This window comes from Vibrio paucivorans (genome assembly GCF_054053395.1).
The window spans coordinates 447227-462656 of sequence record NZ_CM133230.1 but is presented as its reverse complement, the minus strand read 5'-3'; the positions used below and the strand labels follow the sequence as shown (position 1 = coordinate 462656).

Below are 15430 nucleotides of genomic sequence, written 5' to 3'. Positions count from 1 at the left end.
ACTCTTTTCGCTTATTCATCTTCAACGCTGAACAGGTTTTCCATGTTCAAGCCTTGTTTGATCAAGATTTCTCTTAAGCGGCGTAAACCTTCCACTTGGATTTGACGTACACGCTCACGAGTAAGGTTAATCTCACGCCCTACTTCTTCAAGCGTTGAAGGCTCATAGCCCAGTAATCCAAAACGACGTGCTAGCACTTCTTTTTGTTTAGGGTTTAGTTCATCAAGCCAATGGATTAGGGAGTCTTTAATGTCATTGTCTTGAGTGGAAACCTCTGGGTCTGAGTTGTTGATATCTGGAATAATATCCAATAGCGCTTTTTCACCATCGCCACCAATTGGTGTATCCACAGAACTCACGCGCTCATTCAGTCGCAGCATTTTACTTACATCATCAACTGGCTTATCTAGCTTAGTTGCAATTTCTTCTGCGGTAGGCTCATGGTCAAGTTTTTGCGATAACTCACGTGCTGTACGCAGGTAGATATTCAGCTCTTTAACCACATGAATAGGTAGGCGAATAGTACGCGTTTGATTCATCAGTGCACGTTCGATGGTCTGTCTGATCCACCATGTTGCGTAGGTAGAGAATCGGAAACCTCTTTCTGGATCAAACTTTTCAACTGCGCGAATCAAGCCTAAGTTACCTTCTTCAATTAGGTCAAGTAACGCAAGACCACGATTGCTGTAACGACGTGAGATTTTCACCACAAGACGAAGGTTACTCTCGATCATACGCTTACGTGCGGCTTCATCGCCTCGTAGCGCTCGACGAGCATATAAGACTTCTTCTTCTGCGGTTAGGAGTGGAGAAAAACCGATTTCACCCAAATACAATTGAGTGGCATCAAGGCTTTTGGCGGAAACTTCAAACTCTTCTTTGCTTTCTTCAGCAGTAGAAGTTTTTGATGTAGTTTGGCTCTCTTCAGAACTGATATCCGTTTGTTCTAAATCGAACTCTTCGACTTTCGTTGCTGCATTGCTGATACTCATAGCGCCTCCCCCTGGCGAGCTAGCAAGACATTACTACTTCTTTAATGTCGCTATATTACCTTTACAAAGTAAATTTTATGGTAAGTAGCGTTTTGGATTCACCGACTTACCTTGGTAGCGAATTTCAAAGTGTAGACGAACACTGTTGGTTCCAGAACTGCCCATTGTTGCTATTTTTTGGCCGGCTTTTACACTTTGTCCTTCGTGTACGAGTAACCGATCATTATGAGCGTATGCACTTAAGTAGTTGTCGTTATGTTTTACAATCACAAGATTGCCGTAACCGCGTAGTGCATTTCCCGAATAAACGACGGTTCCTCCTGCTGTCGAAATGATGGACTGACCACGCTGTCCTGCGATGTCTATGCCCTTATTCCCTTGATCTCCAGCAGAAAAGTTTTTAATGACTCTCCCTTTCGTTGGCCACAACCACTTAGTAACTTTGGTATTACTAGCAGTGCTACTGCTTGTGGGTTTGTTAACATTTTGTTTACTTGTTGATTTAACATACTCCTTTGATTTCGATTGATCAACCTTCTTTGGTGGATCTTTTTTCGCCACCGTTTGAGGTGGAGGAGTTTTCTTTGAAGCTGTTGTTTGAGTAGCGCTTTTACTTGGAGGTGGAGTTGTCGTCGCTGCTACTGCGGCTGGAGCCTCGCCCGCCCCTGTACCACCGAAGTTGGGAGCAACATAAGCGGGACGCCAAAGCATGAGCTTTTGTCCTGGTCGAATGGTATAAGGAGCAGATAAGTTGTTGTAACGTATTATCTCTTTTACATCTCTATCTGTGACATATGAAATAAAGTACAGCGTATCGCCTTTCTGAACTTCATAGTAGCTACCACGATAACTACCCCGTGACACCGAGTTATAATCTTTCTTTAAGCCAGAAGCCCCTTTAGTGACATTAGATACCGGCGCAGGCGTACTTGCAGCACACCCAATAAGCACGCTGAAAAACACCAAAACCAAAATACTTCTAATGACAACTTTCATTTCTACGCAAGTTCACCTGCGATAAGAGGTACAAACCGGACCATTTCGATTAACTCTGACTGGAAGCTATCTCCGTGCCGAGTCACTTTAATCAAACGTTGCTCATCTTCCCCAACAGGGATGACCATGACACCGTTATCACTCAACTGGTTCAACAGTTCTTGAGGAATTGACTCTGCAGCGGCGGTGACAATAATCGCATCAAAAGGGCCTTTCGACGCCCAGCCTTGCCAGCCATCACCATGTTTGGTCGATACGTTGTAAATATCTAACTGCTTTAAGCGGCGTTTCGCATCCCACTGCAGTGCTTTAATACGCTCTACAGAATAAACATGGTCCACTATTTGAGCGAGCACTGCAGTTTGGTATCCCGACCCAGTTCCAATTTCCAGTACCTTACTGTCTCGTTTCAACCCAAGCAGCTCGGTCATCTTTGCCACAATATAGGGCTGAGAGATAGTCTGCCCTTGCCCGATTGGCAAAGCATTATTATCGTAAGCCTGATGCATCATCGCCTGAGAAACAAAGCTTTCTCTTGGTAGATGACGAATTGCATCAATCACTCGCGGATCTTGAATTCCACTCGCGACAAGAAACTCAATCAGCTTGTCGGCATGTGGGTTGGTCATAATGCAGTTCCCTTTAACCAATTATCAATCGTTCGCAACGCTTCGTGCGCTGTTAGGTCAACTTGAAGCGGTGTAATAGAAACAAACTTTTGCTCAACCGCGAAAAAGTCCGTACCTTCGCCAGCGTCTTGCTCCTTACCAGGAGGACCTAACCAATAGATATCGTGACCACGCGGGTCTTTTTGCTTAATCATATTTTCCGCATGGTGCCGAGCACCCAAACGGGTAATTTTACGTTCAAGGTATTCCGACTCATCAACATCTGGAATATTGATATTCAGCAAACGATTAGTCGGGATAGGCTGCACCATGTGCTGTTCCACAATAGAACGCGCAACTTTAGCGGCAGCAGTAAAGTTCACTTTCCCAACTAAAGAGAATGCGATCGATTGTACGCCGAGGAAGTGTCCCTCCATCGCAGCAGCCACTGTTCCAGAATACAGCACGTCATCACCAAGGTTTGCGCCATGATTAATACCAGACAGTACTAAGTCAGGTAAGTCATCTTTCATCAACTCATTCAACGCAAAGTGGACACAATCGGTTGGCGTTCCCTGAACTGAGTATATATGAGGTGCAATTTCAGCCACTCGAAGCGGCTGTTCTAACGTCAGAGAGTTAGACGCCCCCGAGCGATTTCTATCCGGTGCCACAATGGTGATGTCTGCAATATCTCTAAGCGCATCGGCTAATGCGTGAATACCTTGGGCATGCACACCATCATCATTGCTGAGTAATATTTTTAATTTCGACTGCATTTAGTACTCGCGTTCTACGGCTTGCTCTTCCACTAACTCTCGAACAATTGCGGTAGCAAAGCAACCTGCATCTAATGAGAAAGTGAGCGTGACCTGATCTTCACAGTTCTTCCAGCGAAGGTTTTGAGGCTTCAAAGCAATCGCTCGGCGATCGTGTCTCATTCGATTACCGCGAATTAACGCCATTAGATCAGGCTCATCATCTAGGTGAGGCTGCTCCAAATTCAACGCATCAGACTGTGTTGGAAGTGCATTATCACCGGCCATTGCAGCTGTGATATCCACACCTCCCTGCTCAACAAGGCTTTGCAGCTCTTCTTGGTTGCCACTTTCAACAGTCAACTGTTGTTGCTGCTTCAGTACGATGTCACCTTCAACAACTTGCTCAAACAATCCCTGCTCAATTCGCGCAGATACAATACGGTTAAAAATCCAAGAACGTGCTGCAGATAAATACAAACTACGCTTATTCTGATTGCGGGTACGAACATTGTCTCGTCCCCATCGGCGCGCTTCTTGTAAGTTATTACCATCATTACCAAAGCGTTGACTACCAAAATAGTTGGGCACACCTAACAGTGATACTTTTTCCAATCGAGCTAACACATCATCAACGTTGGTCACTTCTGACAACGTGATTTCAAATTCATTACCAACCAAGTCACCAGGACGTAGCTTTTTGTTGTGGCGAGCAGTATCCAGAATTTCAATCGAAGGGTACTGATTTAGGAATGCGCTGAAATCAGGAGTATTCCCTTTTGGTAAATGTACACTTAACCATTGTTCCGTCACCGCATGGCGATCTTTTAACCCCGCCCAGCTAACATCTTTCGATTTGACGCCACACGCTTTCGCCAATTCATTCGCAACAAAACTGGTATTCTCTCCAGTTTTACGGATTCGCACCATTAGGTGCTCACCTTCACCGCTAAACTCAAAGCCTAAATCTTCATTTACTTTAAAATGTTCTGGCTTCGCTTTTAATTTTGCTTTTGCGGTTGGCTGACCAAGCAAGTAAGCCATTGGCGATAAAATGTCTGACATATCTGATTATTCCGTTGCCGTTACACGGCAATGAGTGGTGATGAGTAGGAGAAATCCTGCTCACTGAAAAAGTGTGTACGACCTAGCTTTAACAAACCTAGGTCGATTTCGTTTGGTATTGCTATTTATTAAGTAGCAGGACAACTGCCTCACATGCGATGCCCTCTTTTCGACCGGTAAAGCCTAAACGTTCAGTGGTCGTCGCTTTTACATTCACATTGCGAATATCGGTTTCGAGATCTTCAGCAATCGCAGCACACATAGCTTCAATGTGAGGTGCCATCTTAGGGGCTTGCGCCATGATAGTGACATCTGCATTACCAAGAATGTAACCGTGCTCTTTAACTCGGCGATATACATCTCTTAGTAAGTCGCGACTGTTGGCGCCTTTCCATTTGTCATCAGTATCTGGGAAGTGCCTGCCTATGTCTCCTGCAGCAATTGCGCCAAGTAATGCATCACACAACGCGTGCAACGCAACATCACCATCCGAGTGAGCCACTAAACCTTGTTCGTAGGGAACAGCCACACCACCGATAATAACTGGGCCTTCACCACCAAATTTATGTACATCAAAACCGTGACCAATACGCATATTCTATTCCTTGTTTTGACCGTGATTATCTCGGTCATCAGCTAGAGGTGCTTGTCGACTGAGGTAGAAATCCGCTAAGTCCAAGTCTTCCGGCTGAGTAATTTTTAAGTTATCTGCTCTACCCGCTACCAATGCAGGTTGTTGTCCCAGCCACTCAAACGCTGAGGCTTCATCCGTAATAGTGACACCTTGCTGTAAAGCTTGCTCAAGTGCAGAACATAACTTTCGAGTTGGGAACATTTGCGGCGTTAAGGCATGCCATAGCGCCTCACGCTCAACGGTATGATCAATATTGTTTTCGTTATTTGATCGTTTCATCGTATCTCTGACTGGTGCAGCTAAAATAGCGCCTACGTCATGCTGATAGGCATGTGTTACTAAAGCATCGATATCTTCTAAGTTTACACAAGGGCGAGCAGCATCGTGCACCATCACCCAATCACTACTCAGCTCGTTATTGACATACTGCAAGGCTGAAAGCACCGAATCTGCACGTTCTTTGCCACCAGAAACACGAATTACCTGAGGGTGCTTAGATATCGGCAGAGTGGGAAAGTAAGGGTCGCCATCAGTAATCGCAACAACCACTAGATCGATGTGAGAATGAGTAAGAAGCTTTTCGATAGTGTGCTCAAGAACCGATTTGCCTTGTAGCATGAGGTACTGTTTTGGCCTGTCGGCTTTCATACGGCTACCAACACCAGCAGCAGGGACGATAGCAACAATAGATTGAGATTCTGACATATTAGTTCGACTCTTCTCCAACCAAACGGTAGAAGGTCTCTCCTTCTTTCACCATCCCCAACTCATGACGAGCTCGCTCTTCAATGGCATCGAGCCCTTGGCGAAGATCGTCAATCTCGGCAAACATTTCTGCGTTGCGAGTTTGCAAATTACTGTTTACTTGGTGTTGAGCTTGAATATCACTGTTCACTGAGTTGAACTCAACTACTCCATTTTTGCCAAACCACAATGTGTACTGTAGCCAGCCAAATAGTAGCGTCAATGTAAGAACAAATATTCGCATAAGTCGTGATGTATTTGAGGAGAATATAGAAAGACCACATATATACCACAACCACGCATATCAAGCGAGATTGAGCGATGTGGTCTTACACAAATGGAAGTAGATTTAGCGTTAGCCTAACATTAGGAACGCAATCAAACCGAAACCTAATATTAGTCGGTAAATCACAAATGGTGTCATACCCATTCGAGTGATTAACTTCAGGAAAAAGTGAATACAGATATACGCACTAATAAAAGACGTAATAATACCCGTCACCAAAAAACCAACATGAATAGGTTCACCGCTAGTCACCAACTTCAAACCTAAATATCCACCAGCCAGCAGTATAATCGGGATTGACATCAGAAAGGAGAAACGTGCTGCTGCCTCACGAGTAAAGCCAAGGTACAGTGCCGCTGTAATGGTTGCGCCAGAGCGAGAGGTTCCTGGAATCATGGCCATCGCTTGAGCTAAGCCAATAAACAATGACTTTTTCCAATCGGCTTGATACTCATCACTGGCAAGCTTGGCATTCTTATCGACATACCAAAGCAACAAGCCAAACACGATTGTGGTCGTGGCAATAACCCACGCACTGCGCAAGTAAATCTCAATAATATCTTTCATTAACAGGCCAAAGATACAGGCTGGAATCGTGGCTAATACGATCATCCAAGCCAGTTTGGACTCTTTGCTACGTTCACCTTTGAAGATAGAAGCAAAGAATGCGGTTAATAACGTCACGACCTCTTTACGGAAGTAGATAACCACCGCTGCCAGTGTGCCGACATGCACTGCTACATCAAAGGCTAAGCCTTGATCTTCCCAGCCTAAAATTGCTGACGGTAGAATTAAATGCGCAGAGCTCGAAATCGGTAAAAACTCAGTCAGGCCTTGGATCAAAGCCAAAATAAATGCTTCAAAGTAACTCATTAGATTCTCATCAAATATGGTGTTCGCTTGTTAGTTCAAACCACAATGAAATTGGCGTTAAAGAATCAAACTCTCCAAACTGATGCCAAATTTGTGCAATGGTTCGTCCATCTTGAGGCACGACCCTATTAGGACATAACTCATAGAGAGGTTGAATCACAAACGGGTATTTAAAAATATCACTACGGGGTAGTTCTGGCTTTTCGCTAGACACTCGTTCCCCAAAAAGAAGAACGTCGAGATCCAAAGTGCGATCTTGAAACTTCTTTGCAAATTCACTACGCCCCCAACGTAACTCAATATTACGTAAGGTCTGTGTAAATTGCGTGAATGGCATAGAAGTCTCGAGTTCAATCACTAAATTATAAAATGGTGCACTATCAAAACCGACAGTAGGACACTCGTAAACGGTTGAAAGTTTCAAGTTATCTCCAATTTGAGATAACTCCGCTACCGCTGCTTCAACATGTTTTTCGCGATCTATATTGGTGCCAACACCAATATAAGCGGTGATCATTGCCGACCTCGCTCAATGACAACGCCCACTCCTTTCGCTTGTGGGACAGCACCAGGCTTAGTTAAGCGGATCTTTATCCATGGCACACTAAATCTCTGCATGATGATTTCTGCTACTTCTTCGGCAACTCGCTCCACTAGTAGGAAGCGCCCACCTTCAATATGATCGAGTACCGCTTGGCTTACCTGAGAGTAGTCTAATGCGTCTACCACATCATCGCTTTTCCCTGCAGGGCGGTTGTCATGCGCCATTTCAATATCGAGCACTAGCTTTTGCTTAATTTCCTGTTCCCAGTCGTATACACCGATCGTAGTGATCACTTCTAACTGTTCGATAAACACTTTATCCATGCTCGCGCCTTGTCCTTTCTAGAGGTCGGATACCCATTCGGGTGAAAAAAACTTACTATTCGCCTAACAAGCCAGTCTCCACATGCTGTGAACATTGAGGTAGTTTGGCTGTATGAATCGCGATATGATACCAATTACTTGCTGTTAGAGCACCCGTTTCAAGGACGTTACACTCATCATGACTCCACTCGCACTCATCACGATCATCGCTGCCTATTTGTTAGGTTCGATATCGAGTGCAGTTCTGATATGTCGCGTGCTCCGCCTTCCTGATCCTCGCGGAGTAGGTTCACATAACCCTGGAGCCACTAATGTACTGCGTATCGGTGGCAAGAAAGCAGCTGCTGCAGTGCTGCTGTGTGACATGTTAAAAGGCACCATCCCTGTCTGGGGTGGGTATTTTCTACAAATTGACCCAATAATGCTTGGCATAGTTGCCATCGCTGCCTGCCTTGGGCACATGTACCCTATTTTCTTTCACTTTAAAGGCGGCAAAGGTGTTGCTACAGCACTTGGTGCCATTGCACCAATTGGGCTTGGACTAACGAGTATCATCATGCTCACATGGTTAGCCGTTGCTTTGGTCTTCCGTTACTCTTCATTAGCAGCAATCGTCAGTGTACTACTTGCTCCTTTTTATACTTGGATTATCAAACCGCAATACACCTTGCCCGTGGCCATGCTGTGTTGTTTGATTGTGCTGAGACACCATCAAAACATTAAACGCTTATTTGATGGTACCGAGCCAAAAGTCGGCGAGAAAAAAGATGGATTAAAAAAGGCCTCGTAAGAGGCCTTTTACTTATTACAACCCTTGGCAAAATTAGTAAACCGTGGCGAAGAACTCTTGCAACATCTTGGTCACCAACTCTGGTTGCTCAAGGTTGCTAATATGGCCGGCTTTAGGGATTTGCACGAGTTGGCTTCCAGTAATGGCATCATTCATCAAATAAGACTCAAGCACTGGGCGAGGTTTGTCTTCCTGTCCCACGGTAATTAAAACTGGCAACGCAAATTTTTCGCTCTCTTCCATTAAATCGCGACGACCAAACACCATTCGCCCGACTCGGGCTACCTCTTCAGCACGTTCGCCACTAACCTGAGTTAGGCTGTTCGAAAATTTCTCAACTAACTCTGGAGTATCTTGCGCAGCATGTTGTGCAAAGAACAGAGGTACAACCGCATCAACAATAGGTTGAGGGAATTGCTTCGCCGCAGTAACCGCATCTAACATGCCAAAATACTTCTGATGGGTAACTTCTGGCTCTAGGCCAAGAAACGTATCCATTAGAACCAGTGATTTGACTCGTTGCGGCACTTGCAGGGCGACCTCACCTCCCCACATACCGCCAACAGAAAGGCCAACAATTGAAAACTCTTCAATGGATAAATGGTCCATCAACGCCACCATATGCGAAGCGTAGTCACGTAACGAACGAGTCGTAGCAGGTGCAGCCTCTGAACTCCCATGCGCCCATAAATCTGGCACAATACAGCGATAAGATTGGCTCAACGCTTCAACTTGAGGTGCCCACATTGCGCTATCCCAAAGGTAACTGTGACCAAATAGCAGTACCGGGCCATCACCTTGATCAAGGTAATGCATTGTTTGACCGTCTATCGAAAATGTCTTTTTGATTGCATCCATTTTCTACTCTCTTTTTCTATCCGTTGTTCTAGGGACTTACGTACCCTATATGACAAAAACGGCCGCGAGGGCGACCGTTTTCTAATGTATTCATCTGGTATTAAGCGATTGGCTTAAGCTGGTCGATCGGCCAACGAGGTGTTGCTTGAACTGAAAGATCAGCAACCTCACCATTTTTAAGACGCTGCATACCTGCATAAGCGATCATGGCACCGTTGTCGGTACAAAATTCAGTGCGTGGGTAATACACCTCACCACCAATCTTTTCCGCTAATTCTTCCAGCGATTTACGTAATAGCTTGTTGGCGCTCACGCCACCTGCGATCACGATACGTTTCATACCCGTTTGCTGCAATGCACGTTTACACTTAATGACCAATGTGTCACAGACCGCTTCTTGGAATGCATAGGCAATATCCGCGCGTGTTTGATCATCGTTATCGTTCGCCGCAATGGTATTTGCAGTGAACGTCTTTAGACCAGAAAAGCTCATATCTAAACCAGGGCGGTCAGTCATCGGGCGCGGGAACTTAAACCTCCCAGGGGTGCCATTTTCAGCTAAGCGAGACAGTAACGGGCCACCTGGGTAGTCAAGCCCCATTAACTTAGCCGTTTTATCAAAGGCTTCACCTGCAGCATCGTCAATCGATTCACCTAGGATCTTATACTCACCAATCCCTTTTACTTCTACCATCATACTGTGACCACCAGAAACCAGCAGCGCCACAAATGGGAAAGGTGGTGGATTATCTTCCAGCATTGGCGCCAGTAGGTGCCCTTCCATATGATGGACAGGAACAGCAGGAACACCCCAAGCGTACGCAATACTGCGACCAATTGTCGCCCCAACTAATAAAGCCCCAACCAAACCAGGCCCTGCGGTATAAGCAATGCCATCAATATCTTTTGGCGTTAAGTTAGCATCTTTCAATGCTTCCTTAATAAGAGGAATGGTTTTCTTAACGTGGTCGCGAGAGGCCAGTTCTGGGACAACACCACCATAGTCAGCGTGTAATTTAACCTGACTATATAACTGATGTGAAAGGAGTCCTTTCTCATCATCGTAAATGGCGATACCCGTTTCATCACAAGAGGTTTCAATACCAATAATGCGCATATTTTTCTCGGTATGCTTCTATCTAGAATGGGAAATTGGCGCAATCTTACCTTGCCTTGCTCCATCAAACAAATTTTGTACAGTGGCTAAACAATAAAAGGCTTTACAAAGGCTGTGTGATCGGATTAGAATTCCGCACCATTTTTGATCAAGCTGGTTATAGACCGAACACAACACGTTCCGTCCACTGATACCAGCATTAACGAATAACCCCTGAGGTGAAAGGCATATGCCAGTAGTTAAAGTACGTGAAAACGAACCGTTCGACGTTGCACTACGTCGTTTCAAGCGCTCTTGCGAAAAAGCAGGTATCCTTTCTGAAGTGCGTCGTCGTGAGCACTATGAAAAACCAACTACAGTTCGCAAACGCGCTAAAGCAGCAGCTCAAAAGCGTCACGCTAAGAAGCTAGCTCGCGAAAACGCTCGTCGCGTTCGCCTGTACTAATAACTAGGTCCCAAAAGGATTCCAGTTATGGCTCTTATTGAACAACTCAAAGAAGAGCAAAAATTAGCGATGAAAGCCAAGGACAAATTGCGCCTTGGCACTATCCGTTTAGCTCTATCAGCCATTAAGCAACGTGAAGTTGACGAACAGATTACTCTGGGCGACGACGACATTCTAGCTGTGCTGACTAAGATGGTTAAACAACGTCGCGACTCTGTCGCTCAATTTGAATCAGCAGGTCGTCAAGATCTAGCAGATGCAGAGCAAGCAGAAATCACTGTACTTGAGGACTTTATGCCTCAACCACTGAGCGAAGATGAAGTAGCAGCACTGATTGAAAGTGCAATCACAGAATCTGGCGCAGCGGGCATGCAAGACATGGGTAAAGTGATGGGCGTGCTTAAGCCTCAAATTCAAGGGCGCGCAGATATGGGTAAAGTAAGCGGTCTAGTTCGCGCTAAACTGGCTTAACCCAAACCCCATTTGCAACAAGCCGTGCTATCCTCTGGACGCACGGCTTGTTTGTATCTAACCTAATGTCGTTTCTTACTGTTAGTGCATTTTTCTAAGGTTTTATGGCAGGACACATTCCTCGAAGTTTCATTGATGACCTCCTTGCTCGGCTCGATATTGTCGATATCGTTGACGCACGCGTAAAACTTAAGAAAAAAGGCAAAAACTACGGCGCTTGTTGCCCATTCCACAACGAGAAAACCCCGTCTTTCAGCGTTAGCCAAGAAAAACAGTTCTACCACTGCTTTGGTTGTGGTGCTCACGGCAATGCCATCGACTTTATGATGGAATACGAGCGATTAGAGTTCGTTGAAGCTATTGAAGAACTCGCTTCTTTCCTTGGACTTGATGTCCCTAGAGAGCAGCGAAACGGGAATTTCTCCAGCCAGCCTCGAGCCAACACAGAGCAAAAACGCAATCTATACGATTTGATGGGTAGCATTGCTCAGTTCTACCGGAAACAGCTTAAATCATCCAATAGCAAAGTCGCTATCGACTATTTGAAAGAACGCGGACTTTCCGGCGAAATTGTCCAAAAATTTGGCATTGGTTATGTTGCCGATGAGTGGGATTTAGTTCGTAAGAACTTTGGCCAGCAAAAAGACGCGCAAGATATGCTTGTCTCAGGTGGCATGCTGATCGAGAACGACAAAGGCAACCGCTACGACAGATTCCGCGGACGTGTGATGTTCCCAATTCGCGACCGTCGTGGCCGAGTGATTGGCTTTGGTGGACGAGTGTTAGGAGACGGGACACCTAAATATCTTAACTCACCTGAAACACCGATTTTCCATAAAGGCAAAGAACTATATGGCTTGTATGAAGTACTGCAAGCCTACCGAGAGCCACCGCAAGTTCTGGTGGTGGAAGGCTATATGGATGTGGTGGCACTCGCACAGTATGGGGTAGATTACTCAGTGGCATCACTGGGCACCTCTACTACCGGCGATCATGTGCAAATGCTATTTCGCCAAACGAACACTGTAGTGTGTTGTTACGATGGCGACCGCGCAGGTAAGGAAGCAGCATGGCGAGCCTTAGAGAACTCACTGGAGTACTTAAAGACAGGCAATACCCTTAAGTTTTTGTTCTTACCAGATGGTGAAGACCCCGACAGCTATATCCGCCAACACGGTAAAGATGCTTTTGAACAATTGGTTAAAGAGGCAACACCACTGTCGACCTACTTGTTTGAGAACCTTATTGAGTTGCACCAAATAAACCTGGGCACTAATGAAGGTAAATCGGCATTACGTGCCCACGCCAGTACATTAATCAACAAAATTCCGGATAGCTATTTTCAAGAACTATTGGAAAAACTGCTGGATGAGCGTACCGGGTTTGATAACCAATTGCGCAAGGCGCGCAAACATGTAAATGAAACGCGACCTCAACCACATAAAGAGATCAAGCGTACTCCGATGCGCGAAGTAATTGCTTTGCTTATCCAGAATCCGAGCTATGCTGATATGGTACCGGATCTCACCAGTGTGAGAGAGTTATCACTACCGGGATTAGGTTTATTGGTCGAAGTCCTTGATTATTGTCGAGCGCGTCCCCATATCAACACCGGCCAATTGCTAGAAAGCTGGCGAAATAGGCAAAATGAGGCACTTCTGTCTCGTCTTGCGAGCTGGGAGATCCCTCTCGATGAAGACAATCAAGAAGATATATTTTTAGACTCACTGGACAAAATTTTGGCCCAGTGCGTAGAAAAACAAATTGAAAACCTGCAGGCCAAAGCAAGAAGTATCGGTTTATCAGCCGAAGAGAAAAGGGAGCTGCTAGCCCTAATGCTAGATTTAAAAGCGTAACCCTGTTTGATTAGTCAGCAATGAATAAATTTGTTAATATTCGTGGTTTGCAATTCGCATACTAAATCCGTCACCAGATACGAAGTTGGATACCGTCTATGGATCAAAATCCGCAGTCACAGCTGAAACTACTTGTTATTAAAGGCAAAGAGCAAGGCTATCTGACCTACGCCGAAGTAAATGACCACCTACCTGCAGAAATCGTAGATTCTGAACAGGTAGAAGATATTATTCAGATGATTAACGACATGGGTATTAAGGTAGTAGAAACTGCACCTGATGCCGATGATCTAGCTCTGAACGATGACAACACCATCACAGATGAAGATGCTGCAGAAGCTGCGGCAGCTGCACTTTCAAGTGTAGAGAACGAGATTGGCCGTACAACAGACCCAGTTCGCATGTACATGCGTGAAATGGGTACTGTAGAGCTTCTAACTCGTGAAGGCGAAATCGACATCGCTAAACGTATTGAAGACGGCATCAACCAAGTTCAAAACGCGGTAGCGGAATACCCTGGCACTATCCCATACATTCTTGAGCAATTTGATAAAGTTCAAGCGGAAGAGCTACGCCTTACTGACCTAATATCTGGTTTTGTAGACCCTAACGATGAAGAGACAGCAGCACCGACTGCCACTCACATCGGTTCGGAACTTGCAGAATCTGATCTAGAAGACGAAGACAAAGAAGACGCAGACGAAAGTGAAGATGACGAGGAAGAGGAAGAAGATACTGGTATCGATCCAGAACTTGCTCTTGAGAAGTTCACAGACCTGCGTAACTCTTATCAGAATCTTCAACTAGCGATTAACGAGCATGGCGCTGACAGCTCTAAAGCTTCTCAAGCAACGCAGTTGCTACAAGAGGTTTTTGCTGAATTCCGTCTAACGCCAAAACAATTTGATTACCTAGTTAATGAACTACGTACTTCAATGGATCGTGTGCGTACTCAAGAGCGTTTGATCATGCGTCAAACTGTTGAATACGGAAAGATGCCGAAGAAATCGTTCATCGCCCTATTCACTGGTAACGAATCTAGCGAAGCATGGTTAGATGAAGCGCTGGCTTCAGATAAACCATACGCTGAGAAAATTAAGCGCAGCGAAGATGACATTCGTCGTTCAATCCAAAAGCTGGATATGATCGAGAAAGAAACGTCACTGACAGTGCAAAGCATCAAAGAAATCAGCCGTCGTATGTCTATCGGTGAAGCGAAAGCTCGCCGTGCGAAGAAAGAGATGGTTGAAGCGAACTTACGTCTAGTAATTTCTATCGCTAAGAAGTACACCAACCGTGGCCTACAGTTCTTGGAGCTTATCCAGGAAGGTAACATCGGTCTGATGAAAGCGGTAGATAAGTTCGAATACCGTCGTGGTTACAAGTTCTCGACTTACGCAACATGGTGGATTCGTCAGGCAATCACTCGTTCAATAGCAGACCAAGCACGTACGATTCGTATTCCGGTACACATGATCGAAACGATCAACAAGCTAAACCGTATTTCTCGTCAAATGCTACAAGAAATGGGTCGCGAGCCATTACCGGAAGAATTGGCAGAGCGCATGCAAATGCCAGAAGACAAGATCCGTAAAGTACTGAAAATTGCTAAAGAGCCAATCTCAATGGAGACACCAATTGGTGACGACGAAGATTCGCATCTAGGTGATTTCATCGAGGATACAACACTTGAATTGCCGCTAGACTCAGCGACTTCAGGTAGCCTAAAAGTTGCAACGAAAGACGTACTTGCAGGCCTAACTCCTCGTGAAGCAAAAGTACTGCGTATGCGTTTCGGTATCGATATGAACACTGACCACACTCTAGAAGAGGTAGGTAAGCAGTTCGACGTAACTCGTGAGCGTATCCGTCAGATCGAAGCAAAAGCACTACGTAAACTACGTCACCCAAGCCGTTCAGAAACTCTGCGCAGCTTCCTAGACGAATAATCGTAACGATTGTTTTGAAGTAATTGATGAAAAGGTGAGCAATAGCTCACCTTTTTTATCGTCAAATGATTTAAGTGGATAAAATCTAAGCGCATTTACCCTAGTTACTGGCTAGACAGCT

At 45.3% G+C, this 15430-nt stretch carries 18 protein-coding genes; 5 read left to right on the top strand and 13 right to left on the bottom strand.

Annotated elements, in window-relative coordinates; translation table 11 throughout:
* Window positions 1–11: 11 nt before the first annotated feature.
* The 11 genes from rpoS to folB form a co-directional block, all read right to left on the bottom strand.
* Window positions 12–992 carry an RNA polymerase sigma factor RpoS gene (gene rpoS, locus ACXABW_RS02260; RefSeq protein ID WP_252029431.1) on the bottom strand — a complete coding sequence of 327 codons (981 nt, stop codon included), beginning with the start codon at window positions 990–992 and terminating at the stop codon, window positions 12–14.
* A 75-nt stretch (window positions 993–1067) separates the two neighbouring features.
* Window positions 1068–1988, bottom strand: coding sequence for a murein hydrolase activator NlpD (gene nlpD / locus ACXABW_RS02255; RefSeq protein ID WP_457523811.1), 921 nt, complete (start codon window positions 1986–1988; stop codon window positions 1068–1070).
* 2 nt (window positions 1989–1990) lie between these two features.
* The gene (locus ACXABW_RS02250) at window positions 1991–2617 is read right to left on the bottom strand and encodes a protein-L-isoaspartate(D-aspartate) O-methyltransferase (RefSeq protein ID WP_252029427.1); all 627 of its coding nucleotides are present in this window, start codon (window positions 2615–2617) and stop codon (window positions 1991–1993) included.
* Window positions 2614–3375 carry a 5'/3'-nucleotidase SurE gene (surE, locus tag ACXABW_RS02245; RefSeq protein ID WP_252029425.1) on the bottom strand — a complete coding sequence of 254 codons (762 nt, stop codon included), beginning with the start codon at window positions 3373–3375 and terminating at the stop codon, window positions 2614–2616. Before surE ends, ACXABW_RS02250 begins: the two co-directional genes overlap by 4 nt.
* Window positions 3376–4419: a tRNA pseudouridine(13) synthase TruD gene (truD, locus tag ACXABW_RS02240; RefSeq protein WP_457523809.1), complete on the bottom strand. Its 1044-nt coding sequence runs from the start codon at window positions 4417–4419 to the stop codon at window positions 3376–3378.
* Between the two features lie 121 nt (window positions 4420–4540).
* Window positions 4541–5014, bottom strand: coding sequence for a 2-C-methyl-D-erythritol 2,4-cyclodiphosphate synthase (gene ispF / locus ACXABW_RS02235; protein WP_252029420.1), 474 nt, complete (start codon window positions 5012–5014; stop codon window positions 4541–4543).
* Between the two features lie 3 nt (window positions 5015–5017).
* Window positions 5018–5758, bottom strand: coding sequence for a 2-C-methyl-D-erythritol 4-phosphate cytidylyltransferase (gene ispD, locus ACXABW_RS02230; RefSeq protein ID WP_457523807.1), 741 nt, complete (start codon window positions 5756–5758; stop codon window positions 5018–5020).
* A 1-nt stretch (window position 5759) separates the two neighbouring features.
* On the bottom strand, window positions 5760–6041 hold the full coding sequence (ftsB, locus tag ACXABW_RS02225; RefSeq protein ID WP_252029417.1) for a cell division protein FtsB: 282 nt from the start codon (window positions 6039–6041) through the stop codon (window positions 5760–5762).
* A 111-nt stretch (window positions 6042–6152) separates the two neighbouring features.
* On the bottom strand, window positions 6153–6956 hold the full coding sequence (locus ACXABW_RS02220) for an undecaprenyl-diphosphate phosphatase (RefSeq protein ID WP_252029415.1): 804 nt from the start codon (window positions 6954–6956) through the stop codon (window positions 6153–6155).
* Between the two features lie 10 nt (window positions 6957–6966).
* Window positions 6967–7473 (bottom strand): 2-amino-4-hydroxy-6-hydroxymethyldihydropteridine diphosphokinase, encoded by a 507-nt coding sequence (folK, locus tag ACXABW_RS02215; protein ID WP_457523805.1) that lies wholly within the window; start codon window positions 7471–7473, stop codon window positions 6967–6969.
* Window positions 7470–7823, bottom strand: a complete 354-nt coding sequence (gene folB, locus ACXABW_RS02210) for a bifunctional dihydroneopterin aldolase/7,8-dihydroneopterin epimerase (protein ID WP_457523803.1) — start codon at window positions 7821–7823, stop codon at window positions 7470–7472. The genes folK and folB overlap by 4 nt, the downstream gene beginning before the upstream one ends.
* A 178-nt stretch (window positions 7824–8001) precedes the next feature.
* On the opposite strand from folB, the gene plsY reads away from it, so the two are divergent.
* Window positions 8002–8613: a glycerol-3-phosphate 1-O-acyltransferase PlsY gene (plsY, locus tag ACXABW_RS02205; protein ID WP_457523801.1), complete on the top strand. Its 612-nt coding sequence runs from the start codon at window positions 8002–8004 to the stop codon at window positions 8611–8613.
* A gap of 33 nt (window positions 8614–8646) precedes the next feature.
* Here the strand turns inward: plsY and ACXABW_RS02200 are convergent, their stop codons facing one another.
* On the bottom strand, window positions 8647–9471 hold the full coding sequence (locus ACXABW_RS02200; RefSeq protein WP_457523800.1) for an alpha/beta fold hydrolase: 825 nt from the start codon (window positions 9469–9471) through the stop codon (window positions 8647–8649).
* 100 nt (window positions 9472–9571) lie between these two features.
* Window positions 9572–10588 (bottom strand): tRNA (adenosine(37)-N6)-threonylcarbamoyltransferase complex transferase subunit TsaD, encoded by a 1017-nt coding sequence (tsaD, locus tag ACXABW_RS02195; RefSeq protein WP_457523799.1) that lies wholly within the window; start codon window positions 10586–10588, stop codon window positions 9572–9574.
* 229 nt (window positions 10589–10817) lie between these two features.
* On the opposite strand from tsaD, the gene rpsU reads away from it, so the two are divergent.
* The 4 genes from rpsU to rpoD all read left to right on the top strand — a co-directional run bounded on the left by rpsU (window position 10818) and on the right by rpoD (window position 15309).
* Complete coding sequence (rpsU, locus tag ACXABW_RS02190) at window positions 10818–11033, top strand: 30S ribosomal protein S21 (protein WP_001145625.1); 216 nt, start codon at window positions 10818–10820, stop codon at window positions 11031–11033.
* A gap of 27 nt (window positions 11034–11060) precedes the next feature.
* On the top strand, window positions 11061–11504 hold the full coding sequence (locus ACXABW_RS02185; protein WP_457523797.1) for a GatB/YqeY domain-containing protein: 444 nt from the start codon (window positions 11061–11063) through the stop codon (window positions 11502–11504).
* A 104-nt stretch (window positions 11505–11608) separates the two neighbouring features.
* Window positions 11609–13360: a DNA primase gene (gene dnaG / locus ACXABW_RS02180; RefSeq protein WP_457523796.1), complete on the top strand. Its 1752-nt coding sequence runs from the start codon at window positions 11609–11611 to the stop codon at window positions 13358–13360.
* A gap of 98 nt (window positions 13361–13458) precedes the next feature.
* The gene (gene rpoD / locus ACXABW_RS02175; RefSeq protein ID WP_457523795.1) at window positions 13459–15309 is read left to right on the top strand and encodes an RNA polymerase sigma factor RpoD; all 1851 of its coding nucleotides are present in this window, start codon (window positions 13459–13461) and stop codon (window positions 15307–15309) included.
* The last annotated feature ends 121 nt before the right edge of the window (window positions 15310–15430 follow it).